This is a genomic window from Mycobacterium sp. SMC-14, from assembly GCF_046250075.1.
Lineage (GTDB): Bacteria > Actinomycetota > Actinomycetes > Mycobacteriales > Mycobacteriaceae > Mycobacterium.
The window spans coordinates 2,638,225-2,663,743 of record NZ_CP176429.1 but is presented as its reverse complement, the minus strand read 5'-3'; the positions used below and the strand labels follow the sequence as shown (position 1 = coordinate 2,663,743).

The following is a 25,519-nucleotide window of genomic DNA, read 5'->3' as shown; positions in this document are numbered from 1 at the left end:
GTTGATCAGCGGTAGGCGTCGCTGCGTTTGGCGACCGTGAAGATCGTGATCACGGCTGCGGCATCGTCGATCTGGTAGACGATCCGATACTGCCCGAACCGTACCCGCCAGTCATGGTGGCCACCGACCAGCTTTTTTGCCCGGGCCGGGTGCGGGCTGTCGGCGAGCCCGATGATCGTCGGCAGCGCGGTCTCGAACGCATCTCGCGGCAGCCGCTGCAACTGCTTGAGGACGTCGGGGTGGAAGGCGACCTTCACGACGCGACAAACGCCGCGGCGTCGACGCCGAGGGCATCGAGCATTTCACCCAGCGACATGGCGGTCAACGCCTTTGCTCGCAGGTCCTGCAGGCGCAGCGCGTCTGCGACGTCGGCGTGTTCATGCAGTCGCTCGTAATCGGCCATCGAGATGATCACCGCGATCTCGGTTCCGCTGTCGGTGATGATGGCCTCGTCGCCCGAGGTAGCGACGCCGCGCACGATGGCACCGAGCTGGGCCCGCAAATCACGAAGGCTGTGCGTACTCATGTTAAACATGTTACTCGGCAGACGGCCTCCAGTTTCGTAATCCGGCCGAACGGGGCCGGAAGGGACACCCGGGCGAGTTGGATGGCAGGCATGAAAACAATTGCCGCCGTGGCGCATGCGCCCAACCAGCCCTTCGAGATCATGGAGCTGGACCTGGACGGGCCGGGTCCGGGCGAGGTGCTGATCAAGTTCACCGCGGCCGGACTGTGTCATTCGGACCTGCACCTGGCCGACGGTGACTGGCCGTCCCGGTTCCCGATCGTCGGCGGGCATGAGGGCTCCGGGATCATCGAGGACGTCGGCCCCGGGGTCACCAAGGTCAAGCCCGGCGATCATGTGGTGTGCTGCTTCATCCCCAGCTGCGGCAGTTGCCGGTACTGCTCGACCGGACGGCAGAACCTGTGCGACATGGGGGCCACCATCCTGGAGGGCTGCATGCCCGACGGCACGTTCCGGTTCCACGCGGGTGGGATCGATTACGGCGGGTTCTGCATGCTGGGCACCTTCGCCGAGCGGGCGACCGTCTCGCAGCACTCGGTGGTCAAGGTCGATGACTGGCTGCCGCTGGAGACCGCGGTGCTGGCCGGCTGTGGGGTGCCCACCGGCTGGGCTACGGCCAACTACGACGGCGGGGTGCGCGCCGGGGACACCGTGGTCGTCTACGGCATCGGCGGGGTCGGCATCAACGCCGTGCAGGGCGCCGCGCATGCCGGCGCCAAGTACGTGGTGGCGGTCGATCCAGTGGAGTTCAAACGCGCGACCGCCCTGAAGCTGGGCGCCACGCATGCGTTCGCCACCGCGGACGAGGCGATGGCCAAGATCGCAGAGCTGACCTGGGGGCAGATGGCCGACCAGGCGCTGATCACCGTCGGCGACCTCGGTGAGGCCGTCACGACCGCCGCGATCAACACCGTCGGCAAGGGCGGCACCGTCGTCATCGCCGCGATGGCCCGCTTGGAGGACCTCGACGTGCAGGTCTCGGGCACCATGTTGGCGTTGTTCGGCAAGACGATCAAAGGGACGCTGTTCGGAGGGGCGAACCCGCAGTACGACATCGTGCGCCTGCTGCGCCTCTACGACGCCGGCCAGCTCAAGCTCGACGAATTGGTCACCCGCCGCTACACCCTGGAGCAGGTCAACGAGGGTTACCAGGATCTGCGTGACGGCAAGAACATCCGCGGGGTGATCGTGCACCGCTGACGCGGCGCCGCCGCCGGGGCGGGTAACAGCGGGCGGCGGGTGCGCGTGGTATGCCTGAAGTCGTGTCCGACGGACTGTTCGACCTCAGCGGTGCGCCGGCGCCCGAACCGAATGGGCCCGGCGCCGCCGCCACGCCGTTGGCGGTGCGGATGCGGCCCGCGTCCCTGGACGAGGTGGTCGGCCAGGATCACCTGCTGGGGCAGGGCTCACCGCTGCGCCGGCTGGTCGACGGCTCCGGGGCGGCCTCGGTCATCCTCTACGGTCCGCCCGGCACCGGAAAGACCACGCTGGCCTCGCTGATCTCCGGTGCTACCGGCCGCCGATTCGAGGCGCTCTCGGCGCTGAGTGCCGGGGTCAAAGAGGTGCGGGCCGTGATCGACACCGCGCGACGCGCGGCCGCGTACGGCGAGCAGACCGTGTTGTTCATCGATGAGGTGCACCGGTTCTCCAAAACCCAGCAGGACGCATTGCTGGCCGCGGTGGAGAACCGGGTGGTGCTGCTGGTGGCGGCCACCACCGAGAACCCATCGTTCTCGGTGGTCGCCCCACTGCTGAGCCGGTCGCTGATCCTGCAGCTGCGGCCGCTGGGTCCCGAGGACATCGCCAGGGTGGTGCGTCGCGCCATCGACGACGAACGCGGCCTGGCCGGCCGTATCGAGGTGGCGCCCGACGCCGTCGACCTGCTGGTCCGGCTGGCCGCCGGGGACGCCCGCCGGGCCTTGACCGCGCTGGAAGTGGCGGCTGAGGCGGGCCAGCGGGTGACCGTCGAGACCGTCGAGGGATCCCTGGATCAGGCCGCGGTGCGTTATGACCGGGACGGCGACCAGCACTATGACGTCATCAGTGCGTTCATCAAGTCGGTGCGCGGCTCCGACGTCGACGCTGCGTTGCACTACCTGGCGCGGATGCTGGTCGCGGGGGAGGACCCGCGGTTCATCGCCCGCCGGCTGATGATTCTGGCCAGCGAGGACATCGGGATGGGCGATCCGACCGCGCTGCAGACCGCGGTGGCCGCCGCGCAGACGGTCGCACTGATCGGTATGCCCGAGGCGCAACTGACCCTGGCGCACGCCACCGTGCACCTGGCGACCGCGCCGAAGTCCAATGCGGTGACCACCGCGCTGGGCGCGGCGATGGCCGACATCAGGGCAGGCAAAGCCGGGGCGGTTCCGGCGCATCTGCGCGACGGGCATTACGCGGGAGCGCAGTCACTGGGCAATGCGGTCGGCTATCGGTACGCCCACGATCATCCGGACGGCGTTGTGCCGCAACAATATCCACCCGACGATCTGGTCGGGGTGGACTACTACCGGCCGACCGGCAGGGGAGCCGAACGCGAGATCGCCTCTCGGTTGGCGCGGCTGCGGGCGATCATCCGGCGCCGCTAGCTCACCAGGTGCCGGCGGCGAGGTCGGCGAACAGGTTGTTCAGCGTGTCCGGAAGTGCTTCCAGCGCCGTGGAGATGCCGGTCAGGCCGTCCTGGAATGCCGCAGCCACCGCCGTCGAGTCACCCGAGATCAGGGCGTCGAGAACGTGATCGACTGCCACCTGCGGCGGCAGCACCAGGTCGCGCCAGATCAGGAACGCATCGCCCAGCACGCCCGGATTCTCCGGGACCTCTTGCCCGGCCCAACTGAGCAGCGTCCAGCCGTCCTCGGGGTTTCCCGCGAGCTGGATCAGCCCGGCGTTCGGGACCAGCCCGGGCGATCCGCCGTTCTGCAACGAGGAGATCAGCTCGTTGACCAGCGCCATCGGATCGGGGTTCTTCACGTTGAGCATGGTCCAGATCATCATCGACGCTTCGCTGGTGTAGCCCACGGCGGTGATGTTGCCGTCGTCACCGACCACCGGATTGGCCAGCGCGGCGGCATACATCGCGTTGATGGACTCGGTGTAGTTGTCGTTGACGACCACCCCGTTGTACTCGTCGGCGCCGGGAATCTGAAAGACGTTGACCAGGCCCAGCATCCACAGCACCACGGCCAGGTCGTAGTAGATGCCGCCCAGGCTCAGTACCGGTTGGTTGGCGAAGATCCCGCCGTCGACCTCGACCAGCCCGTTGAGGATCTGTGGGTCCATGCCCTGCAGCGTGGCGAATGGCACCGCGGTGTCCTGGGCATCGGTGTCCGGCCCGGAGAACAGTCCGGCGACGTGGCCGGGACCGCCGACCTGGCCGAAGATCAGGTTGGCGGTGTCGATGGCCTGCTGCTTGCCCAGATCGCTGATCCCCGCCCCGGGGAACTCCGGGGAGAACGGGATCCGTGAGTTGGCGGGCGCCATGTCCTCGGCGTGCCGGACGATATCGATGACGATGTCTTGGGCGGTCAGCGCGATGTCTGCGACGGCATGCGCCGGCAGCAGCGGCGGCGGAGCGGCTATCGGCGCGATCAGGCTGGCGCCCAGCAGCGTGATCCCGGCGGTGGTGCAGCAGTAGGACTTGTTGACCATCTCAAGCCTCCAACATCGCTGTACGCAGTGTCACGGAGTTCGCTCATGAAAAACCCAGGTGAGGGTAGCAATCCGGGTCGGCGACGGTCGCGGCTTTCAGTGGCTGCGGCGGCTTTTGCCAGCAAACGCGCAGAGTCAGCCGGCTGAGCCGGCCTGGCTCAGCCAATCGGCCAGCGAGCGTCCGGCGTCGAGGACGTGTTGCTCGGCGATGGCGCGCGATGCCTCCGCGTCACCAGCGGCCAGCGCCGCGACCAGCTTGCGGTGGTCTTCCAGTGAATGGTGCTCGTGTTCGGGGAACACCGTCAGGAAGTTCGTCGGTACCACCCGCGCCGCATGCCGGATCTGGATGAGCAGCTGCGGCGAATGCGCGGCCCGATGAATCTCCTGGTGGAACTCCCAGTTGGCGTCGCCGATGGCGTCCGAGCCGCGCAGCGCCTCGACTTCGGCGACCAGTGTGCGCAGGCGCTCGACGTCGGCGGGGGTGATCCGCTCGGCGGCCCAGGCCGCGGCCTGACCGGTCAGCACGCCCAGGATGGTGAAGCTGTCCAGCACGTCCTCGGGGCGGATGCCGATCACCGTGACGCCGCTGCGCGGCGCAACCTCCACCAGGCCCTCGTAGGACAACTCCAGCAGGGCCTCGCGCACGGGCGTGCGGCTGGTGGCGAATTCCGTGGTGATGGCGTCGAGGTCGAGGCGGGTTCCGGGCGCCAGCTCGCCGGTGAGGATGCGATTGCGCAGCTCGCGGGCCGCGCGCTCGCGCACGGTGCCCCCGATGTCGACATTGTTGGCCGCCACAGGCGAAGCCTACACGCTTTGAAATCCAATAGTTGATATCTGATATATCAGATGGTAGGTATGAGGCATGACGAAACGGACCGATCGGATGGCGCTGGTCGCCTTCATGCAAGCCGGCAACGCCTCGGTGTACGCCGGCTCGTGGCGCCATCCCGCCACCGAGCACGGCTACCTCGACGCCTCGTACTACGCCAAGATCGGTCGGCAGCTCGAAGAGGGCTGCTTCGACCTGATGTTCTTCGACGACAGGCTGGCGATGCCGGGCATCTACGGCGGTTCGGTAGCCGATGCGGTCCGCTACGGCGCGCGGCCGGTGAAGCTGGATCTGTCCGTCGTGCTCGGTGTTCTCGCCCAGGCGACCTCGAAGATCGGTCTGGGCGCCACGTACTCCACCACGTACTACCCGCCGTTCCACGTGGCCCGCACGTTCGCCAGCCTCGATCACCTGTCGGGTGGCCGGGCGGCGTGGAACGTGGTGACCTCGGTCAATGACAGTGAGGCCCACAACTACGGCCTGGAGAGTCATCTCAGCCACGACGAACGCTACGACCGCGCGGATGAGTTCCTCGACGTCGTCGCCGGGCTCTGGGAAACCTGGGAAGACGGCGCGATCGTGGCAGACCGGCAGGCCGGCATCTTCGCCGATCCGTCCAAGGTGCACGCACTCAACCACGTCGGCGAGTACTTCTCCTCGCGTGGCCCCTTGACCGTGCCGCGTACCCCGCAGGGCCGCCCGGTGATCCTGCAGGCCGGATCGTCAGGGCGGGGACGCGATTTCGCGTCCCGCTGGGCGGATCTGATCTTCACCGGAGACCCGGGCATCGAGGTCGCGCGCAGCCACTACGCGGATCAAAAGGAACGGATCGGTGAGTCGGGACGTGACCCGGCCACGGTGAAGCTCTGCCCGATGGCCTACGCGGTGGTCGGCGAGACCGAGGCGCAGGCCAAAGACCGCGAACAGATCCTGCTCAACGACCTGGTGCACCCCATGGCGTCGCTCACCTTGCTTTCGGAGCTGATGAACTACGACTTCGCGCAGCACAACCTCGACGATCCGGTCACCGACGAGTTGATCGCCTCGGTCTCGGGAATCCGCGGCCTGGTGCAGAACCTGCGCACCCACATCGGCGGTGACATCACACTGCGCGACCTGGCCGGGCATCGGGCCACGCTGCTGCAGGGCCCGCGTTTCGTCGGTACCGGGGCCCAAGTCGCCGATCAGATGGAGGAGTGGTTCCACGGCGGAGCCTGCGACGGATTCGTCTTGGCCGCAACGCATTCGCCGGGATCCTATGAAGACGTGGTCCGGATGGTGGTTCCTGAGCTGCAGCGTCGCGGACTGTTCCGCACCCACTATGAGGGCAGTACCCTGCGCGAGCATCTGGGCCTGCCCCGGCCCGCAGCGGCCGCCGTACCGGCATGACGGGGGAGATGCTGGCCGGCATCCGGGTACTCGACCTGGCCACCTTGGCGGCGGCGCCGCTGGTGGCCACCTACCTCGGCGAGTTCGGTGCCGACATCATCAAGGTCGAGCAACCCGGCTCCGGGGACCCGATCCGCAGCTGGGGCAACCAGCGTGACGGGGTCGGGCTGATGTGGAAGTCGGTGTCGCGCAACAAGCGCTCGATCACCTGCAACCTGCGGGTGCCCGAAGGCCAAGAGTTGGTGCGCAAGCTGGTGGCCGGCGCCGACGTGGTGATCGCGAACACCCGTCCGCAGACCCTGCGCGGCTGGGGGCTGGACTACGAGGCGTTGCGGGCGGTCAACGACCGCATCGTGATGCTGCACATCACCGGCTTCGGGCTTTCGGGTCCGAAGAGTGAACGGCCCGGCTTCGGGACCCTCGGTGAGGCGATGAGCGGATTCGCCAACATCACCGGTGAAGCCGACGGGCCGCCCACTCTGCCGCCGTTCATGCTGGCCGACGGCGTCGCGTCGCTGAACGCCGCCTACGCCGTGATGATGGCGCTGTACCACCGCGACGTGCACGGCGGGCCGGGGCAGCTGATCGACGTCAACCTCATCGACCCGCTGGCCCGGCTGCTGGAGCAGACCCTGCTGGGCTACGACCAGCTCGGGCTGGTGCCGACCCGGGCCGGCAACCGTTGGGACATCTCGGCGCCGCGCAACACCTACCGCACCGCCGACGGCCGCTGGCTGGCCATGTCGGGCAGTTCACCGGCATTGGCGCTGCGGGTGTTTCGGGCGATCGGGCGCACCGACCTGGTCGGCGACGCCGACTTCAGCGACCCGCAGCGCCGGCTCGCCCGCGCCGCCGAAGTGGACCAGGTGGTCGCCGACTGGGTGGCGACCAAGACCCTGGAGCAGGCCATGGCCGTCTTCGACGCCGAACAGGTCGCGGCCGCCGCGGTGTACGACATCACCGACCTGGTCGCCGACGAGCAGCTGACGCACCGCGGGGTCTTCGTCCAGATCGACGACGACGAACTGGGGGCCATGACGGTCCAGGCTCCGGTGCCGCGCTTCTCCGACGCGACCGGGCGTGTTGAACACCTGGGCCCGCGGCTGGGGGAGCACAACGCCGAGGTCTATCGCGAACTGCTCGGCCTCACCCCATCCGACATCGACGACCTGCACGCCCGCGGCGTGTTGTGACCCCCGAACCCAAGGAGATTCCCCGATGCTGTTGCGCCGTTCCGAGCTGGCCGTACCCGCCGCCAACGAGAACATGTTCGCCAAGGCGGCTGCTTCACAGGCCGACCTGGTCTTCCTCGACCTGGAGGATGCGACCGCGCCCGCCGAGAAAGTCGGCGCCCGCGCCAAGGTGATCACCGCGCTGAACGAACTGGACTGGGGACGCACCGCGCGGGCCATCCGGATCAACGGGCTGGACACGCAGTGGTGCCACGACGACATCATCGAGGTCGTCACGGCCGCGGGCCGCAACCTGGACACCATCGTGGTTCCCAAGGCCTGCACGGCCCGCGACGTCTGGTGGGTGGACCTGCTGCTCACCCAGCTGGAGGCCAAACTCGGTCTGAAACGCCAGATCCGTCTCGAGGTGCTCATCGAGGAGGTCGAGGGGCTGGCCAACGCCGAGGAGATCGCCAAGTCCAGCCCCCGGATCGACGCGCTGATCTTCGGGGTCGGCGACTTCTCACTGTCCCAGGGCGCGCGGGTGGACACCAACTTCGTCCCGATCTGGGACTACCCGGGCGACTTCTGGCACTACGCCCGCAACAAGGTGATGGTCGCGGCGCGCATCGCCGGCATCGACGCCATCGACTCGCCCTACCCCGACTACGGCGACCTGGACGGCTACGAGCGTGAGGCCCGCCGGTCTTCGCTGTACGGCTTCACCGGCAAGTGGGCAATCCACCCCACTCAGATCCCAGTCGCCAACACGGTGTTCTCGCCGACCGCCCAGGAGATCACACTCGCCGAACGCAACATGGCCGCCTACCGCGAGGGCGAGGCGAAGGGGTTGGGGGCGGTCGGGGTCAACGGGGTGCTGGTTGACGCCGCGCACGTGAAGATGGCGCAGCACACCCTGGCGCGGGTAGCCCTGATCAACGAGGCGTAATCCGCGGTGAGCTGTAGGTGCGACGTCGGACGGTCACGGGGTCGGCCCGCTACACCAGTTCGGGCACCCTCAAATGAGCCAGTGCCAGTTCGAACTCGCACTCGTCGAGTTCGTCAGCGCCGGCCTCCCGCATCGATTGGGTCTTGAGCTCGGCCGCCCGATCGCGGTTTCGCTCCATGGCCGCCTGGCTGTCGAAGGTGGCACACGAGACTGCGCGGCCCGATGCACGGTCAACCATGAGGCTCGCGCTGCTGAACCCGTCGAGGCCCTCGAGTTGCGGTAGAACCGATGACTTGTAGTACTCGATGCCTTCGTCCATCCGTTCCGGTGGCACCTTGACCCAGGTGGCCCGTACACACGACCCGGCGTGCGTGTGGTGATCGCGGTGCAGCACCGCAATATCCCATTCTTCGATGGTGGGCGATCCGCCGAACGTCATCGCGGCCCGGTCCCGAATCGGCCTGACAAGCTCTGCGCTGGCGTGCATCGCCTCCTCGGTCTCCCACGAACTGGTAGTGATGCAGCGGCCAGTCTGTCGGTCGACCAACAGCGACACACCCACACACCCATCGATCTGCTGGAGTGCAGGCATGGTCTCGTCGCGAATATGCGCAACCCCCGCGTCAAGCGGTAAGGATTGCGCGATCACGGTGGTGGAGCGTGCGTACACGATTTGCTCCTTTGAACGGGGCAGCGCCCCGGTGGCGCCACCGGCCCACGTACCACCCTCCTCCGCCGAACGGGGTGTGACAATAGGAAATTCGGCCTGTCTCGCGATGCGCGTCGACCAGAGGCCAACTCGCACAGCTGGACCCAAAGAGCGAGGTTGCGTCTGCTGACGGAGCCCGCGGGAACGTCCGTAGGCTTGCAGATATGAAGACCGAAGTGCTCGAGGTCGACACCGCCCGGCGTCGTACCGTCGACCTCACCGACCAGGTGCGGTCGTTCTGCGCCGGACACGGTGACGGCCTGTGCAATGTCTTCGTGCCGCATGCGACAGCCGGGGTGGCGATCATCGAGACTGGCGCCGGGTCAGACTCCGACCTGGTCGACACGCTCGAGCGGCTCTTACCGCGCGACGATCGCTACCGGCACGCCCACGGCTCGCCGGGACACGGCGCCGATCACGTGCTGCCGGCGATCGTCGCGCCCTCGATCACGGTGCCGGTGGCTGCCGGTGAGCCGCTGCTGGGCATCTGGCAGTCGGTGGTCCTGGTCGACCTGAACCGCGATAACCCTCGCCGAAGTGTGCGATTGAGCTTTGTCGGCGCCGGCGCCACCTGAGGATCCTTGCCTGCTGAGAACACGATCGGCAGCCCGGTACTGTAGTGCCGTCTAAATGGGCGAGACGGCGGGAAGCGATAGATAGTGCAGACACACGAGATCAGGAAACGCTTCCTCGATCACTTCGTGAAAGCGGGCCACACCGAGGTGCCGAGCGCATCGGTGATCCTTGATGACCCCAACTTGTTGTTCATCAACGCCGGCATGGTGCAGTTCGTGCCGTTTTTCCTGGGCCAGCGCACCCCGCCGTATGCCACCGCCACCAGCATCCAGAAGTGCATACGGACTCCGGATATCGACGAGGTGGGCATCACCACCCGGCACAACACCTTCTTCCAGATGGCCGGCAACTTCTCGTTCGGCGACTACTTCAAGCGCGGGGCGATCGAGCTGGCCTGGACGTTGCTGACGGGCAGCGTCGCCGACGGCGGCTACGGATTGGACCCCGAACGGATATGGGCCACGGTCTATCTCGACGACGACGAGGCCATCGCGCTGTGGCAGGAGATCGCCGGATTGCCGCTCGAACGGATTCAGCGCCGCGGCATGGCCGACAACTACTGGTCGATGGGCATCCCCGGGCCGTGTGGTCCGTCATCGGAGATCTACTACGACCGCGGCCCGGAGTTCGGTGTCGACGGGGGCCCGGTCGCCAACGAGGATCGCTACATCGAGATTTGGAACCTCGTGTTCATGCAGAACGAGCGCGGCGAGGGCACCTCCAAGGAGGACTTCGAGATCCTCGGGCCGCTGCCGCGGCAGAACATCGACACCGGGATGGGCATCGAGCGGGTCGCGTTCCTGCTCCAGGGCGTGCACAACGTCTACGAGACCGACCTGGTTCGCCCGGTCATCGATCTGGTCGCCACCCGGGCGCCGCGTGGCTATAACACCGGCAACGACGCCGACGACGTGCGTTACCGGATCATCGCCGACCACTCCCGCACCGCGGCCATCCTGATCGGCGACGGGGTGAGCCCCGGCAACGACGGCCGCGGCTACGTGCTGCGCCGGCTGCTGCGCCGGGTGATCCGCTCGGCCAAGCTGCTGGGCATCGACGACGCAATCGTCGGTGATCTGATGGCGACGGTGCGCGACGCGATGGGCCCGTCGTATCCGGAACTGATCACCGACTTCGACCGGATCAACCGGATCGCGGTAGCCGAGGAGACGGCGTTCAACCGCACCCTGGCCTCAGGCTCGAAGCTGTTCGAGGACGCCGCGGCAGCCACTCGGTCCGCCGGGGTCACGGTGCTGTCGGGCAGCGACGCCTTCGCCTTGCACGACACCTACGGTTTCCCGATCGAACTCACTCTGGAGATGGCCTCTGAGGCCGGCCTGCAGGTCGACGAGGCCGGCTTCCGCAGCTTGATGGCCGAGCAGCGCCAGCGCGCCAAAGCCGACGCCGCCGCGCGCAAGCACGCCCACGCCGACCTGAGCGCCTACCGGGAACTGATCGACGCCGGCCCCACCGAGTTCACCGGCTTCGACGAGCTCACCACCGAAGCGCGCATCCTGGGCATTTTCGTCGACGGCAAGCGAGTGCCGGTGGTGTCGCACGAGGACCAGAAGGGCATGGCCGCGGACAACGTCGAGCTGGTGCTGGATCGCACGCCGCTCTACGCCGAGGCCGGCGGGCAGATCGCCGACGCCGGCACCATCAGCGCCGGAACGGCCCGTGCGGCCGTCACCGACGTGCAGAAGATCGCCCAAACATTGTTCGTGCACCGGGTCAACGTCACCTCCGGCGAGTTCGTCGAGGGGGACACCGTCACCGCGGCAGTGGACCAGGCCTGGCGCAAGGGTGCCACGCAGGGCCACTCGGGTACACATATGGTGCACGCCGCACTGCGACAAGTATTGGGCCCCAACGCCGTTCAAGCCGGATCGCTGAACCGGCCGGGCTATCTGCGATTCGACTTCAACTGGCAGGGCGCGCTCACCGACGACCAGCGTCAGCAAGTCGAGGAAGTCACCAACGAGGCGGTCCAAGCCGACTTCGAGGTGCACACCTTCACCGAAGACCTGGAGAAGGCCAAGAGTATGGGCGCCATGGCGATGTTCGGCGAGAAATACCCCGAGAAGGTGCGGGTCGTCGAGATCGGCGGGCCGTTCTCACTGGAACTGTGCGGTGGTACCCATGTGCACAATTCGGCGCAGATCGGTCCGGTCACCATCCTGGGTGAATCGTCGGTGGGCTCCGGGGTGCGCCGTGTCGAGGCCTATGTCGGGCTGGAGTCGTTCCGGCATCTGGCCAAAGAGCGCGCGCTGATGGCCGGGCTGGCCTCCTCGCTCAAGGTGCCGTCGGAAGATGTGCCGGCCCGGGTGGCAAACCTGGTCGAGCGTCTCAAGGCCGCCGAGAAGGAACTTGACCGGGCCCGGCTGGCAAATGCCCGCGCCGCTGCGTCGAATGCCGCCGCCAGCGCCGAACAAATCGGTAACGTGCGCCTGGTGGCGCAGCGGATGACGGGTGGGATCGGCGGTGGCGACCTGCGTTCGCTGGTCGGCGACATCCGCGGCAAGCTGGGCGAGGAGCCCGCAGTGGTGGCGTTGATCGCCGACGGTGAGGACAGCGTTCCCTACGTAGTCGCCACCAACGCTGCCGCACAAGAGCTTGGGTTGCGCGCTGACGACCTGGTCAAAGACCTGGCGGCAGCGGTATCCGGACGCGGCGGCGGCAAAGCCGACCTGGCACAGGGCTCCGGTAAGGACTCCACCGGGATCGAAGCCGCGCTGGCGGCGGTCCGCGCGGCGGTCGCCCGGAGCACGCCGGCGTGACCTCACCCCACCATCGCACCCCGGACCGGCCCGGCGGGCCGGACGATCCCGGCCGCGGACGACGGCTCGGGGTGGATGTGGGCAGTGTGCGTATCGGGGTGTCGTGCAGCGACCCCGACGGACTGTTGGCGACGCCGGTGGAGACCGTGCGCCGACACGCATCCGGTTCGCACCTGCGTCGGCTGGCCGACCTGGCCGACGAGTACGACGTCGTCGAAGTGGTGGTGGGATTGCCCCGCACCCTGGCCAACCGAGCGGGCTCGGCCGCCGAGGACGCCATCGCGGTCGCCGACGACCTGGTCCGGGTGCTGGCCGGGCGCCGTCGGCTCGCCCCGGTGCGGCTGGCCGACGAACGCCTGAGCACCGTCAGCGCGGCGCGGTCACTGCATCAGGCCGGGGTGCGCTCCAAACGTCAGCGTTCGGTGATCGACCAGGCCGCCGCGGTGACGATCCTGCAGAGCTGGCTCGACCAGCGCCGGGCCCTGAACTCACCGGCCCCGGCTGTGCCGACGGAGGACGACGGTGTCTGACCAGCGACCCGGGACGGCTCACGACAAACCTGGGCACAAGGCCCAACCGGTAGCGGTCGGACCCCCGAGGCGCCGAATGAGTCGCACCGAGCGCGCGCGGGAGAACCGCCGGCGGCGCCAGCACAACCGGCACCGCCGGCTGGCCCGCGGACTTGGTGTCGCCCTGGTCGTCCTGGTCGGAATCGCCGGCGTTTTTCTGGCATCCAAGCTCTGGCACTCCAGCGGTCCCGTCGTCGACTTCACCGGCGAGGGCGGCCAGCAGGTACTGATCGAGGTGCACGAGGGCGACTTCACCACCGCGATCGCGGAAACGATGCTGGATGCCGGTGTGATCGCCAACGTCGGAACGTTCCTGCATGCCGCGCAGGGCAACGCCGCCATCGCGGCGATCCAGCCCGGCTTCTACCGGTTGCGGGCGGAGATCCCGGCCGCCACAGCGGTACAGCAGCTCACCGACCCGAAGAGTCGGGTGGGCAAGCTGGTGATTCCGGAGGGCCGTCAGCTCGACGACACCACCGACATGAAGACCGACCGGGTAACCCCGGGGGTGTTCACCCTGATCGCCGAGGCCAGCTGTTTGGACCTCAACGGCGATCGCACCTGTGTCAAAGCCCAAGACCTGCGTCGTGCTGCGGAGACCGAGACACCGCAGGCGCTGTCCGTGCCGGAGTGGGCGCTCGGGCCGGTCAGCAAGATGGGCCGTGACCACCGCCGCATCGAGGGGTTGATCACGGCGGGCACCTGGAACGTCGACCCGACCGCGCCGGCACCGACCGTGCTGGCGAAACTGATCAGCCAGAGCAGTGCGGAGCTGGATAGGTCCGGCCTTCCCGGCACCGCCGAGCAGTTGGGCATGACCCCCTACGAGATGCTGGTGGTGGCATCGCTGGTGCAACGCGAAGCCCTGCCGCATGACTTCGCCAAAGTCGCCAGGGTGATCGACAACCGGCTGGGGGAGCCGCAGCGGCTGGAGTTCGACTCGACGGTCAACTATCCGCTGGACCGCCAGGAGGTGGCCACCACCGACGCCGACCGGGCCAAGGTGACGCCGTGGAACACCTACGCCTCCGATGGTCTGCCCGCCACCCCGATCTGCTCACCGGGAACGGACGCGCTGCATGCCGCCGAGCATCCCGAGCCCGGCGACTGGCTGTACTTCGTGACGATCGACAAGGACGGCACCACTCTGTTCACCCATAACTATCAGCAGCATCTGAACAACATCGAGATGGCGCTGGACAACGGTGTCCTCGACAGCTCCCGCTGACCTCGGGCCGCGCCGGGCCGCGGTGCTGGGTTCGCCGATCGCCCACTCGCGGTCACCTCAGCTGCATCTGGCGGCCTACCGGGCGCTCGGCCTGCAGGGCTGGACCTATGAGCGCATTGAGTGCGGGGCCGAGGAGCTGCCGGCGCTGGTTGCCGGCTTCGGACCGGAATGGGTCGGCGTCTCGGTCACCATGCCGGGCAAGTTCGCGGCCCTGGCGTTCGCCGACGAACGCACCCGGCGCGCCGAGCGCATCGGCTCGGCGAACACGCTGGTCCGCACCGCAACCGGATGGTTGGCCGACAACACCGACGTCGACGGGGTGAGCGGTGCGCTCGCTTCGGCCGGTCCGGTGTCGGGGGCAGCGATCGTGCTGGGCTCTGGCGGCACCGCCCCGGCGGCGGTGGTGGCACTGGCCGAACTGGGTGCCGACCACATCACGGTGGCCGCCCGCAACGCCGACAACGCCGCCCGGGTGGTGGCGTTGGCCACAGAAGCCGGTGTGCCGGCTCGCGTCTGCGCACTCGATGGCCCCGGCCTGGCCGCGGCGGCCACCGATGCCTCGGTGCTGGTCAGCACCCTTCCGGCCGACGTCGCCGCCCGCTATGCGCCGGCCCTGGCCGGGGTGCCGGTGCTGCTGGACGCCATCTACGACCCGTGGCCGACGCCGCTGGCAGCGTCGGTGGCGGCCGCCGGCGGCACCGTGATCAGCGGCCTGCAGATGCTGTTGCACCAGGCGTTCACTCAGGTCGAGCTGTTCACCGGCCGGCCCGCGCCCCGCGCCGAGATGACTTGCGCGGTGGCCGACCTCGCCTGAGCATGGCGCAATGGAGGTGGTGGCGGCGGCTTCAGTGCTGGTGTGGCTGACCCTGCTGAGTGGCTACGACATCCGGCAGCGCCGGCTGCCGAATTGGTTGACGCTGCCCGCAGCGGTGCTGGTGCCGGCGGTGGCGGCCGGAGTCGGCAGAGGGCCCGCGGCGCTGGCCGGCGCGGCGACTCTCGCCGGGGTCTACCTGGTCGTTCACCTGATCGACCCGGCAGGATTGGGTGCCGGCGACGTCAAGCTGGCCGTCGCGCTCGGCGCGCTGACCGGCTCCTTCGGTGCCGACGTGTGGCTGCTGGCCGCGGTGTCCGCGCCCCTGCTGACCGGCCTGTGCGGGCTGGGCGTGGCCATGGCGGGCCGCGGGCGGGCGGTGCCGCACGGACCGTCGATGTGCCTGGCCAGCGCGGTGGCAGCGGTACTGGGGATGTCCTGAACCGGGTGCGTGCCGACCGCCGTTCGTGGGATAAAGCTCAGGGAACGCAAATTAACGTCGACTGTGACCTTGCCAGGAAACGTTTGCCGCTCAGCCCATTATTAGGTAGCATTGACCGTATTGAACTGCTGCTGACCGGTGCGTAGCCAGAGGGGGTGACCGTGAAGCGAGCTGTAGTTGGGGGCGTGGCAGCTGCTGTGGTTGCCGTCGGTGGGGGCATCGTTCTTGCCAGCAACATGGCATCACCGTCCTTGCCTGACGTGCAGGTTCCGGCGATTCAGCTGTCCAGTGCCGAAGGAAACGACGCCACCGTGCAGTGGCTGGACCTGTTTGCGCAGACCTCGGCCGCTAACGCGGACTCCTTCGGCGGCTACCTGCTCGACCCGAGTTCCGCTGTCCCGCCGGGTGAATCGCCGTTAGTGCTGATCGACCCGGAGACCTCCGCGGAGGACTTCGACCAGATCCTCGACGGGGTGGTCGGCAATGCGGGTAGTCAGCTCAATGCGGTGACCTCGCCGAGCAACGGCCCCGACGCCGTCACCTACCTGATCCTCAAAAACGGTTCCTGAACCCGGCTAACGGGTCGCGAACCGGATCGAATCCCGGTTGTCGCTGCGCTGAGCGGCCTGTGTGGGCAACCGTAAACTCCTCCAAGCCCGGGCGGGCCTGACCGGCATGGGAAGATGGGACACGTGTTGCGTTGGATAACCGCCGGGGAATCACACGGTCGCGCGTTGGTGGCCATGGTCGAGGGCATGGTCGCCGGAGTGGCCGTCACCTCGGCTGACATCGCCGATCAGCTGGCTCGCCGCCGCCTGGGCTACGGCCGCGGTGCCCGGATGAAGTTCGAGGCCGACGCGGTCACCGTGCTGTCCGGGGTACGCCACGGCATCACCCTGGGCGGCCCGATCGCCGTCGAGATCGGCAACACCGAGTGGCCCAAGTGGGAGACGGTGATGGCGACCGATCCGGTCGACCCGGCAGTGCTGGACAGCGAGGGCGGCGCCCGCAACGCGCCGCTGACCCGGCCACGGCCCGGCCACGCCGACTTCGCCGGCATGCTCAAATACGGCTTCGATGACGCTCGCCCGGTGCTCGAACGTGCCAGCGCACGCGAGACGGCCGCCCGCGTCACCGCGGGCACCATTGCCCGGGCATTCCTGGACCAGGCCCTGGGTGTTCAGGTGATCTCCCATGTGATCTCGATCGGCGCCTCCGACCCCTACGACGGTCCGGTGCCGCAACCCGCCGACCTGGCCGCTATCGATGCCAGCCCGGTGCGTGCCTTCGACGCGGGCGCCCAGGAATCCATGATCGCCGAGATCGAGGCGGCCAAGGCCGACGGCGACACCCTGGGCGGTGTGGTCGAGGTGGTCGTGTCGGGCCTGCCGATCGGCCTGGGCTCCTTCATCAGCGGTGATGACCGCCTCGACAGTCAACTGGCTGCGGCGATCATGGGCATCCAGGCCATCAAAGGTGTCGAGATCGGTGACGGTTTCACCACCGCCCGCCGGCGCGGCAGCGCGGCCCATGACGAGATGTACCCCGGCCCCGACGGAGTGGTGCGCTCCACCAACCGGGCCGGCGGGCTCGAGGGCGGCATGACCAACGGTCTACCGCTGCGGGTGCGTGCGGCGATGAAGCCGATCTCCACGGTGCCGCGGGCATTGGCCACCGTAGACATGGCCACCGGCGAGGAAGCGGTCGCGATTCATCAGCGCTCCGACGTGTGCGCGGTGCCCGCCGCCGGTGTGGTGGCCGAAGCCATGGTGGCGTTGGTGCTGGCCCGCGCCGCGCTGGACAAGTTCGGCGGCGACTCGCTGACCGAAACCCGGCGCAATATCGAGGCCTACCGACGTTCGGTCGCCGACCGCGTGCCCGCGGGCGACCAGGAACGGGCCTCGGGGTAGCCCATGGCGCCCAGAGCGGTTCTGGTGGGGTTGCCCGGGGCGGGCAAGTCCACGATAGGACGGCGCCTGGCCAAGGCCCTCGACGTTGAGATGCTCGACACCGATGCCGCCATCGAGGCTCGCACCGGTCGTACCATCGCCGACATCTTCGCCACCGATGGCGAACCCGAATTCCGTCGTATCGAGGAAGACGTGATTCGGGAGGCGCTGGACGAGCATGCCGGTGTGCTGTCGCTTGGCGGGGGAGCCGTCACCAGCCCCGGGGTGCGCGATGCGCTGGCCGGACACACGGTGGTGTTCCTGGAGATCAGTGCCGCCGAAGGCGTGCGGCGCACCAGCGGCAGCACGGTACGGCCCCTGCTCGCCGGTCCCGGCCGGGCCGAGAAGTTTCGCGAGCTGATGTCGCAGCGGGTGCCGCTGTACCGCAGGCTCGCGACGATCCGCGTCAACACCAACCGGCGTAACCCGGGTGCGGTGGTGCGCTATATCGTGTCTCGGCTGGAGGCCGGCGCACCCGCCGGCCGGACACACCCACAACCGGCGGCAACAGGCCCTGTCGCCCCGCCGGATACCCGGCCCACACCCGCCACCTTGGCCGCCCGACAGACCGGAGGACGCAAGTGACCGACATTCCCGAGCCGATCACCGTGACGGTGGCCACCGACCCGCCGTACCCGGTGGTGATCGGTAAAGGCCTGCTCGGTGATCTCGCCGGGTTGCTCGCCGGGCGTAACAAGGTCGCGATCCTGCACCAGCCGACCATGGAAGCGACCGCGGAGGGTATCCGAACGTTCTTGGCCGACAAGGAGATCGAGGCGCACCGCATCGAGATCCCGGACGCCGAGGATGGCAAATCGCTGCAGGTGCTGGGCTTCATCTGGGACGTGCTGGGCCGCATCGGCCTGGACCGCCGCGACGCCCTGGTCAGCCTCGGCGGCGGCGCCGCGACCGACGTCGCGGGATTCGCGGCGGCGACCTGGTTGCGCGGTATTTCGATCGTGCATGTGCCCACCACATTGCTGGCCATGGTGGACGCCGCGGTCGGCGGCAAGACAGGCATCAACACCGAAGCCGGCAAGAACCTAGTCGGTGCGTTCCATCAACCCGCCGCCGTCGTCGTCGACCTGGCCACCCTGGAGACGTTGCCGCAGCGCGAGATCGTCGCGGGCATGCCGGAGATCGTCAAAGCCGGCTTCATCGCCGATCCGGTGATCCTGGACCTGATCGAGGCCGATCCGGTGGCGGCGATGGATCCGGCGGGAGAGGTGTTGGGCGAGCTGATCAGGCGTGCCATCACCGTCAAGGCCGAGGTGGTCGCCGCCGACGAGAAAGAGTCGGACCTTCGCGAGATCCTCAACTACGGCCACACTCTGGCGCACGCGATCGAAGCGCTGGAGCACTACCAATGGCGCCACGGCGACGCGGTGTCCGTGGGATTGGTGTTCGCCGCCGAGCTGGCCCGCATCACCGGACGTCTCGACGACGCGACCGCGGACCGGCATCGCTCGATCCTGCTGTCGCTCGGGCTGCCGGTCAGCTACTACGAGGACGCGCTGCCGGCGCTGCTGGAATACATGATGGGGGACAAGAAGACTCGGGCCGGCGTACTGCGGTTCGTGGTGCTCGACGGTCTGGCGAAGCCGGGCCGGCTGGAAGGACCCGACCCGATGCTGCTGGCGGCCGCCTACGACGAGGTGGGACGGCGATTCCGATTGGAGCGGCGATGAACCGGATCAACGTCATCAACGGCCCTAACCTGCAGCGGTTGGGCCGGCGTGAGCCGGATGTCTACGGCAGCACCAGCTATGCGGACCTCGAGGCGTTGATCGAGCGGGAAGCGGCCGAACTCGGGGTCGACGTCGTGGTGCGCCAAAGCGACAGCGAAGCCGAGCTGCTGGAGTGGATTCATTCCGCGGCCGACGCCGCCGAACCGGTGATCCTGAACGCCGGCGGGCTGACCCACACCTCGGTGGCGCTGCGTGACGCCTGCGCTGAACTGCCCGCCCCGCTCATCGAGCTGCACATCTCCAATGTGCATGCCCGCGAAGACTTTCGGCGGCACTCCTACCTGAGCCCGATTGCCAACGGGGTGATCGTCGGCTTCGGGGTGCGCGGTTACCTTTTGGCGCTGCGCTACTTGGTCGAGTCGTCGGAGGGCGAGTCGTCCGACTGAGCTTCGGTGACGCCGTTGTCCTCGATCACGGGGATCTCGGTGGTGGCGTCGGCGTCGGCCGGGAATTCCTCGGTGGTGAAGCCCCCAGATAGACCGGCAGGGCTGCCCAGCGTCGCATCGACGGAAGGCGCGGCGGCCTCGGTCTGCGCGGCGCCGGCCTCTTCGGCGGCCAGCGCGGGAGCGCCGACGGTGGCGAACACGTCGGTCGCCGGCTGGCTCTCGGCCTCGGCGGCCGGGACCGGGCGGCGCTCGGGATGCTTCTCGTACTCCTTGTCGATGGCGCGGCGGCCCAGCGCCACGGCGGCCACTGCCACCACGAACACCAGCAGCGCGGTGAAGGCCGCGAAGCTGGTCAGCTCGTTGAAGAACGTGCTGATGTAGAGCGCCTTGACGACCTGGCCGATGAGCCATGAGACGAACCCGCTGAGCAGCCCGGCGACCAGGCCGGCACCCAGCCAGGTCATCGCGAGGTCATCGCGCCGGTCCGGATCGGCGTGGGCCTTGGCGTCCGCGCGGCCGTCGGAACGGCCCCAGACGAACACCGCGATCGCGAACAAGATCATCAACGTCAGGCTGATCAGACCGGCCTGCGCCTCGAAGGCGTTGATCAGCACCCCCTGGATGAGGCGGACCACGACCATCAGTGCAGCGAACACCAGCCCGCGCAGAAACCACTTGCTCATGGGGCCACAGCGTAGCGAGTACCGTCACACCGCGTGACACATTCCTCCCGTCGGGCGCGTCTGAGTGCCGAGATCTGCGCGGCAGACCTGGACGCGATGCTGGTCACCGACCTGATCAACGTGCGCTATCTGTCCGGATTCACCGGGTCGGCCGGGGCGCTGCTGGTCTATGCCGACGATCGGCCGTCGGTGCTGGCGACCGATGGCCGCTATCGCACTCAGGCTGCCCGGCAGGCCCCCGACCTGCAGGTCGCGATCGAACGGGCCGGGGCCCGATACCTGGTCACGCAGGCTGCGGCGGCTGGCGCGCGCCGGGTGGGATTTGAGGGTCACGTGGTCACCGTGGACGGGTACGAGGCGTTGTCGACTGCCCTGTGCGGGATCGAGGACGCCGTCGAGCTGGTGCGGGCCTCGAACACCGTGGAGGCGCTGCGCGAGGTCAAAGACGCCGGCGAGGTGGCCCTGTTGCGGCTGGCCTGCGAGGCTGCCGACGCGGCCTTGGGTGATCTGGTGGAGCGCGGCGGCCTGCGGCCGGGGCGCACCGAACGCGAGGTCCGCCGGGAACTGGAGGCCCTGATGCTCGACCACGGCGCGGACGCCGCGTCGTTCGAGACGATCGTGGCCACCGGCCCCAATTCGGCGATTCCGCATCACCGGCCCACCGATGCCGTGCTGGCCGCCGGTGACTTCGTCAAGATCGACTTCGGCGCCCTGGTGGCCGGTTACCACTCCGACATGACCCGCACCTTCGTGCTGGGGCCGCCCGCCGACTGGCAACGCGAGATCTACCGGGTGGTCGAAGCGGCGCAGCGGGCCGGTCGCGAGGCGTTGCAACCGGGTGCGGAACTGCGCGCGGTCGACGCGGCCGCGCGCACGGTGATCGCCGAGGCCGGCTACGCCGAGACCTTCGGCCACGGCCTCGGTCACGGGGTCGGGTTGCGGATTCACGAAGCGCCCGGAATCAATGCGGCGGCCGACGGTACACTGCTTGCCGGTGCTGTGGTGACCGTAGAGCCCGGCGTCTATCTGGCTGATCGTGGCGGGGTCCGTATCGAGGACACGCTCGTGGTCGCTGATACTGCCGGGCAGGCCCCGGACCTGCTGACTCGGTTCCCCAAGGAACTGACCATTCTCTAGGAGACGTGAACGACCGTGGCTTCAACTGCTGACTTCAAAAACGGGCTGGTGCTGGTGATCGACGGCCAGTTGTGGCAGATCACCGAGTTTCAGCACGTCAAGCCGGGCAAGGGTCCGGCCTTCGTGCGCACCAAGCTCAAGAACGTGGTGTCGGGCAAGGTCGTGGACAAGACCTACAACGCCGGCGTGAAGGTGGAGACCGCCACCGTCGACCGCCGCGACGCCACCTACCTGTACCGCGACGGCAACGACTTCGTGTTCATGGACAGCGAGGACTACGAGCAGCACCCGCTGCCCGAATCGCTGGTCGGTGACTCGGCGAACTACCTGCTGGAGAGCATGCTGGTGCAGATCGCGTTCCACAACGGGGTCCCGCTGTACCTGGAGCTGCCGGTCAGCGTCGAGCTGGAGGTCACCCACACCGAGCCTGGTCTGCAGGGCGATCGGTCCAGCGCGGGCACCAAGCCGGCCACCATGGAGACCGGCGCCCAGATCAACGTGCCGCTGTTCATCAACACCGGAGACAAGCTGAAGGTCGACACCCGCGACGGCAGCTACCTGGGACGGGTTAACTCCTGACCATGCCTGCTGGCAAGCCGGTTAAAGGCCGGCACCAAGCCCGTAAGCGTGCCGTCGACGTGCTCTTCGAGTCCGAAGCCCGGGGACTGACCCCGGCGCAGGGCGCGGAGCTGCGAACGGCGCTGGCCAGTGAGCAGCCCGACGTGTCACCGCTGCACCCGTACACCGTCACGGTGGCCCGCGGGGTGACCGAGCACGCCGCCCATATCGACGACCTGATCACCTCGCACCTGCAGGGCTGGAAACTGGAGCGGCTGCCGGCGGTGGACCGGGCCATTCTGCGGGTGGCGATCTGGGAGTTGCTGCACGCCGACGACGTGCCGGAGCCGGTCGCTGTGGACGAAGCGGTCAAGCTGGCCAAGGAGTTGTCCACCGATGAGTCGCCCGGGTTCGTCAATGGCGTGCTGGGCCAGGTGATGCTGGTGACGCCGCAGTTGCGGGCCGCGTCGCTGGCGGTCCGGGGGGCGACAGCGTCTCTCGACGCCGACACCGACGCCGACGCCGACGCCGACGCCGACATCGACGCTGACGACGAACCGGACTCCGACTCAGCGGACTGAACCGGCCCCCGCGTCGCCGCGGCGCAGGCACACTTGCCCTATGGGCGAGGGTTGGGACGCACCGAATCGGAGACTGCGGGTATCGGCGTTGGCGGCGGTGGCCAACCCGTCGTATTCGCGGGTCGATACCTGGAACCTGCTCGACGACGCCTGCCGGCAATTGGCCGAGGCCAACCGGGCCGGCCTGGACACGACGCACGAAGCGGCGCGGGTAAAGCGCCTACTCGACCGACTCGGCGCCTATGAGCGGTACTGGTTGTTCCCCGGCGCGGTGAACCTGGCTGCCTTCCGGAGCTATCTGGAGTCGATGGCGACGGTGTCGCTGACCGAGCGGGTGTCGCTGGTGGTGCGATTGCTGTCGGACTACGGCGATCGGGCGGCGCTGTTCGATCTCGGTCTGCCGCTGTCTGACCAGGAACTGGTGGCCCAGGCCCGCCAGCAGCAGTTCTACACCGTGTTGCTGGCCGACGACTCGCCGCCGGATGTGCCCGAGAGCCTGGCGGAAAGCCTGCGCCGACTGCGCAAACCCGACGACGACGTGCAGATCGAACTGCTCGTGGTGTCCAGCGTCGAGGATGCCGTCACCGCGGTCGCGCTCAACGGCGAGATCCAGGCCGCGATCGTGCGACACGACCTGCCGCTGCGGTCACGCGACCGGGTGCCCTTGATGACCACCCTGCTCGGTGCCGACGACGATCCGACGACCGTCGGCTGCGGCCGCGACGCCATCGAATGCGGTGAGTGGATGCGTCTGCTGCGGCCACACATCGATCTGTACCTGCTCACCGACGAATCGATCGCCGCCGACGCCGAAGACCAGCCGGACGTCTATGACCGAAGCTTCTACCGGCTCAACGACGTCACCGACCTGAACAGCACTGTGCTGGCTGGCATCCGGAAGCGCTACGCCACACCGTTTTTCGACGCACTGCGCGCTTATGCGTCCGAACCCGTCGGGCAGTTTCATGCGCTTCCGGTGGCGCGCGGCGCCAGCATCTTCAACTCTCGCTCGCTGCAGGACATGGGAGAGTTCTACGGCCGCAACATCTTCATGGCCGAGACCTCGTCCACCTCCGGTGGCCTCGACTCGTTGCTCGACCCGCACGGCACCATCCGGGTGGCGATGAACAAGGCCGCCAAGACCTGGAACGCCGACCACACCTATTTCGTCACCAACGGAACCTCGACGGCCAACAAGATCGTCGTGCAGGCCCTGACGCGGCCCGGTGACATCGTGCTGATCGACCGCAACTGCCACAAGTCGCACCACTACGGGTTGGTGCTGGCCGGCGCGTACCCGCTCTACCTGGATGCCTACCCGCTGGCGCCATTCGCGATCTACGGAGCGGTGGCGCTGCGCACCATCAAACGTGCCCTGCTCGACCTGGAAGCCGCCGGCCAGCTGCACCGGGTCCGGATGCTGTTGCTGACCAACTGCACCTTCGACGGCGTCGTCTACAACCCCCGCCGGGTCATGGAGGAGATCCTGGCGATCAAGCCCGACATCTGCTTTCTGTGGGATGAGGCGTGGTACGCGTTTGCGACCGCGGTGCCGTGGGCTCGGCAACGCACCGCCATGGTCGCCGCCGAAGGACTGGAGGCCAAGCTGGGCTCGGCGCACTACGCCAAGGAGTACCAGGCGTGGCACGACAGCATGGAAGGCATCGACCGCGACCAGTGGAGCGAGCACCGTCTGCTGCCGCACCCGTCGGCGCGGGTGCGGGTGTACGCGACACACTCCACCCACAAGTCGCTGTCGGCGCTGCGGCAGGCGTCGATGATCCATGTCCGGGATCAGGACTTCAACGCGCTGGCCCGCGAATCGTTCGCCGAGGCGTTTTTGACCCACACCTCTACCTCGCCGAACCAGCAGCTGCTCGCCTCACTGGACCTGGCCCGCCGACAGGTGGACATCGAAGGCTTCGACATGGTTCGGCGCGTCTACGACATGGCGTTGGTGTTTCGCCACCGGGTCCGCAAGGACCGGCTGATCAGCAAGTGGTTCCACATCCTGGACGAGAGTGATCTGGTGCCGGACCGATTCCGGGAATCGACAGTCAGCTCCTACCGGGAGGTACGCCAGGGTGCGCTGGCGGAGTGGAATGAGGCCTGGCGTTCCGACGAATTCGTCCTCGACCCCACCCGGGTCACCCTGAATGTCGGTAAGACTGGGATGACCGGCTACGACTTCCGCGAGAAGATCTTGATGCAGCGGTTCGGAATTCAGATCAACAAGACGTCGATCAACTCGGTGCTGTTGATCTTCACCATCGGCGTCACGTGGTCCAGCGTGCACTACCTGCTCGACGCGCTGCGCCGGGTCGCCGGTGAACTGGACCGCGCCTGGAACGCGGCCAGCACCGATGACCGCGCGCTGCAGCGCCGCCGGGTCACCGAGATCACCGAGGACCTGCCGCCGCTGCCCGACTTCAGCGCGTTCGCGCCGGCGTTCCGTCCCGGCGGCACCAGCCCGATCGGCGACATGCGTGCGGCGTTCTACGGCGGTTACGAAGAGGCCGACCGCGAGCACGTGCTACTCGGGGACGCCGGCCGCCGGGTCGCCGACGGCAAGACCCTGGTCTCGACCACCTTCGTCGTGCCGTACCCGCCCGGCTTCCCGGTGCTGGTTCCCGGTCAGGTGATCTCCAAGGAGATCCTGTACTTCCTGGCCGAACTCGACGTGAAAGAGATTCACGGCTACAACCCCGAGCTGGGGTTGGCGGTGTTCACTCCCGAGGCCCTGGCGCGCTATGGGCGGGCACCGGATGTGGCCGGTTAGCCTCACCGCGATTGTTACCAAGGCCGCGGGCGCCGCGGCGGCGCAATGCACCGACATCAGGAGGTTTCCGCTG

25 protein-coding genes and 1 pseudogene are annotated in these 25,519 nt (G+C 68.1%); 20 read left to right on the top strand and 6 right to left on the bottom strand.

Annotated elements, in window-relative coordinates; all coding sequences use genetic code 11:
• Window positions 1-5: 5 nt before the first annotated feature.
• On the bottom strand, window positions 6-257 hold the full coding sequence (locus ACKY0W_RS12400; protein WP_409434299.1) for a type II toxin-antitoxin system RelE family toxin: 252 nt from the start codon (window positions 255-257) through the stop codon (window positions 6-8).
• Window positions 254-526 carry a type II toxin-antitoxin system Phd/YefM family antitoxin gene (locus ACKY0W_RS12395; RefSeq protein WP_409434298.1) on the bottom strand — a complete coding sequence of 91 codons (273 nt, stop codon included), beginning with the start codon at window positions 524-526 and terminating at the stop codon, window positions 254-256. The genes ACKY0W_RS12400 and ACKY0W_RS12395 overlap by 4 nt, the downstream gene beginning before the upstream one ends.
• Window positions 527-616: 90 nt before the next feature.
• Between ACKY0W_RS12395 and ACKY0W_RS12390 the strand changes: the two genes are divergently transcribed.
• Both ACKY0W_RS12390 and ACKY0W_RS12385 read left to right on the top strand, forming a co-directional pair.
• On the top strand, window positions 617-1,726 hold the full coding sequence (locus tag ACKY0W_RS12390; protein ID WP_409434297.1) for an NDMA-dependent alcohol dehydrogenase: 1,110 nt from the start codon (window positions 617-619) through the stop codon (window positions 1,724-1,726).
• Window positions 1,727-1,776: 50 nt separating this feature from the next.
• Window positions 1,777-3,114, top strand: coding sequence for a replication-associated recombination protein A (locus ACKY0W_RS12385; protein WP_409434296.1), 1,338 nt, complete (start codon window positions 1,777-1,779; stop codon window positions 3,112-3,114).
• Window position 3,115: 1 nt separating this feature from the next.
• Here ACKY0W_RS12385 and ACKY0W_RS12380 read toward each other — a convergent pair whose 3' ends face one another.
• Window positions 3,116-4,174 (bottom strand): histidine phosphatase family protein, encoded by a 1,059-nt coding sequence (locus tag ACKY0W_RS12380; protein WP_409434295.1) that lies wholly within the window; start codon window positions 4,172-4,174, stop codon window positions 3,116-3,118.
• A gap of 135 nt (window positions 4,175-4,309) precedes the next feature.
• Window positions 4,310-4,969 (bottom strand): GntR family transcriptional regulator, encoded by a 660-nt coding sequence (locus tag ACKY0W_RS12375; RefSeq protein ID WP_409434294.1) that lies wholly within the window; start codon window positions 4,967-4,969, stop codon window positions 4,310-4,312.
• A 67-nt stretch (window positions 4,970-5,036) separates the two neighbouring features.
• On the opposite strand from ACKY0W_RS12375, the gene ACKY0W_RS12370 reads away from it, so the two are divergent.
• Genes ACKY0W_RS12370 through ACKY0W_RS12360 form a run of 3 tightly spaced genes read left to right on the top strand, consistent with a single transcriptional unit; the run spans window position 5,037 to window position 8,513 of the window.
• Complete coding sequence (locus ACKY0W_RS12370; protein WP_409434293.1) at window positions 5,037-6,392, top strand: LLM class flavin-dependent oxidoreductase; 1,356 nt, start codon at window positions 5,037-5,039, stop codon at window positions 6,390-6,392.
• An 8-nt stretch (window positions 6,393-6,400) separates the two neighbouring features.
• Entirely contained in the window at window positions 6,401-7,585 is a 1,185-nt protein-coding gene (locus ACKY0W_RS12365; RefSeq protein WP_409437764.1) for a CaiB/BaiF CoA transferase family protein, read from the top strand.
• Between the two features lie 25 nt (window positions 7,586-7,610).
• Window positions 7,611-8,513, top strand: a complete 903-nt coding sequence (locus tag ACKY0W_RS12360; RefSeq protein ID WP_409434292.1) for an HpcH/HpaI aldolase/citrate lyase family protein — start codon at window positions 7,611-7,613, stop codon at window positions 8,511-8,513.
• A 49-nt stretch (window positions 8,514-8,562) separates the two neighbouring features.
• Here ACKY0W_RS12360 and ACKY0W_RS12355 read toward each other — a convergent pair whose 3' ends face one another.
• Window positions 8,563-9,183, bottom strand: a complete 621-nt coding sequence (locus ACKY0W_RS12355; protein ID WP_409434291.1) for a hypothetical protein — start codon at window positions 9,181-9,183, stop codon at window positions 8,563-8,565.
• 215 nt (window positions 9,184-9,398) lie between these two features.
• On the opposite strand from ACKY0W_RS12355, the gene ACKY0W_RS12350 reads away from it, so the two are divergent.
• The 11 genes and pseudogenes from ACKY0W_RS12350 (at window position 9,399) to aroQ (ending at window position 19,708) form a co-directional block, all read left to right on the top strand.
• Complete coding sequence (locus ACKY0W_RS12350; protein ID WP_409437763.1) at window positions 9,399-9,797, top strand: secondary thiamine-phosphate synthase enzyme YjbQ; 399 nt, start codon at window positions 9,399-9,401, stop codon at window positions 9,795-9,797.
• An 84-nt stretch (window positions 9,798-9,881) separates the two neighbouring features.
• Window positions 9,882-12,575 (top strand): alanine--tRNA ligase, encoded by a 2,694-nt coding sequence (gene alaS / locus ACKY0W_RS12345; RefSeq protein ID WP_409434290.1) that lies wholly within the window; start codon window positions 9,882-9,884, stop codon window positions 12,573-12,575.
• Window positions 12,572-13,105, top strand: coding sequence for a Holliday junction resolvase RuvX (ruvX, locus tag ACKY0W_RS12340; RefSeq protein ID WP_409434289.1), 534 nt, complete (start codon window positions 12,572-12,574; stop codon window positions 13,103-13,105). The genes alaS and ruvX overlap by 4 nt, the downstream gene beginning before the upstream one ends.
• 76 nt (window positions 13,106-13,181) lie before the next feature.
• Window positions 13,182-14,372, top strand: coding sequence for an endolytic transglycosylase MltG (mltG, locus tag ACKY0W_RS12335; RefSeq protein WP_409434288.1), 1,191 nt, complete (start codon window positions 13,182-13,184; stop codon window positions 14,370-14,372).
• Window positions 14,350-15,186, top strand: a complete 837-nt coding sequence (locus ACKY0W_RS12330; protein WP_409434287.1) for a shikimate dehydrogenase — start codon at window positions 14,350-14,352, stop codon at window positions 15,184-15,186. The genes mltG and ACKY0W_RS12330 overlap by 23 nt, the downstream gene beginning before the upstream one ends.
• Window positions 15,187-15,196: 10 nt before the next feature.
• Window positions 15,197-15,625: a prepilin peptidase gene (locus ACKY0W_RS12325; protein WP_409434286.1), complete on the top strand. Its 429-nt coding sequence runs from the start codon at window positions 15,197-15,199 to the stop codon at window positions 15,623-15,625.
• A 185-nt stretch (window positions 15,626-15,810) separates the two neighbouring features.
• Window positions 15,811-16,194, top strand: coding sequence for a hypothetical protein (locus tag ACKY0W_RS12320; RefSeq protein WP_406759277.1), 384 nt, complete (start codon window positions 15,811-15,813; stop codon window positions 16,192-16,194).
• A 123-nt stretch (window positions 16,195-16,317) separates the two neighbouring features.
• Window positions 16,318-17,535 carry a chorismate synthase gene (gene aroC / locus ACKY0W_RS12315; RefSeq protein WP_409434285.1) on the top strand — a complete coding sequence of 406 codons (1,218 nt, stop codon included), beginning with the start codon at window positions 16,318-16,320 and terminating at the stop codon, window positions 17,533-17,535.
• A gap of 3 nt (window positions 17,536-17,538) precedes the next feature.
• Window positions 17,539-18,054 (top strand): annotated as a pseudogene (locus ACKY0W_RS12310) (shikimate kinase); the annotation flags it as partial.
• A gap of 101 nt (window positions 18,055-18,155) precedes the next feature.
• Window positions 18,156-19,262 (top strand): 3-dehydroquinate synthase, encoded by a 1,107-nt coding sequence (gene aroB / locus ACKY0W_RS12305; protein WP_409434284.1) that lies wholly within the window; start codon window positions 18,156-18,158, stop codon window positions 19,260-19,262.
• Complete coding sequence (gene aroQ / locus ACKY0W_RS12300; protein ID WP_406759280.1) at window positions 19,259-19,708, top strand: type II 3-dehydroquinate dehydratase; 450 nt, start codon at window positions 19,259-19,261, stop codon at window positions 19,706-19,708. The genes aroB and aroQ overlap by 4 nt, the downstream gene beginning before the upstream one ends.
• Here aroQ and ACKY0W_RS12295 read toward each other — a convergent pair.
• Entirely contained in the window at window positions 19,669-20,391 is a 723-nt protein-coding gene (locus ACKY0W_RS12295) for a B-4DMT family transporter (protein ID WP_409434283.1), read from the bottom strand. The two genes, aroQ and ACKY0W_RS12295, sit on opposite strands and share 40 nt — an antisense overlap.
• 33 nt (window positions 20,392-20,424) lie before the next feature.
• On the opposite strand from ACKY0W_RS12295, the gene ACKY0W_RS12290 reads away from it, so the two are divergent.
• Genes ACKY0W_RS12290 through ACKY0W_RS12275 form a run of 4 tightly spaced genes read left to right on the top strand, consistent with a single transcriptional unit; the run spans window position 20,425 to window position 25,446 of the window.
• On the top strand, window positions 20,425-21,528 hold the full coding sequence (locus tag ACKY0W_RS12290) for a M24 family metallopeptidase (RefSeq protein WP_409434282.1): 1,104 nt from the start codon (window positions 20,425-20,427) through the stop codon (window positions 21,526-21,528).
• Window positions 21,529-21,543: 15 nt separating this feature from the next.
• Window positions 21,544-22,107, top strand: a complete 564-nt coding sequence (gene efp / locus ACKY0W_RS12285; RefSeq protein WP_024442176.1) for an elongation factor P — start codon at window positions 21,544-21,546, stop codon at window positions 22,105-22,107.
• A 2-nt stretch (window positions 22,108-22,109) separates the two neighbouring features.
• Window positions 22,110-22,667, top strand: a complete 558-nt coding sequence (gene nusB, locus ACKY0W_RS12280; protein ID WP_409434281.1) for a transcription antitermination factor NusB — start codon at window positions 22,110-22,112, stop codon at window positions 22,665-22,667.
• Window positions 22,668-22,707: 40 nt separating this feature from the next.
• On the top strand, window positions 22,708-25,446 hold the full coding sequence (locus ACKY0W_RS12275) for an aminotransferase class I/II-fold pyridoxal phosphate-dependent enzyme (RefSeq protein ID WP_409434280.1): 2,739 nt from the start codon (window positions 22,708-22,710) through the stop codon (window positions 25,444-25,446).
• Window positions 25,447-25,519: the final 73 nt, after the last annotated feature.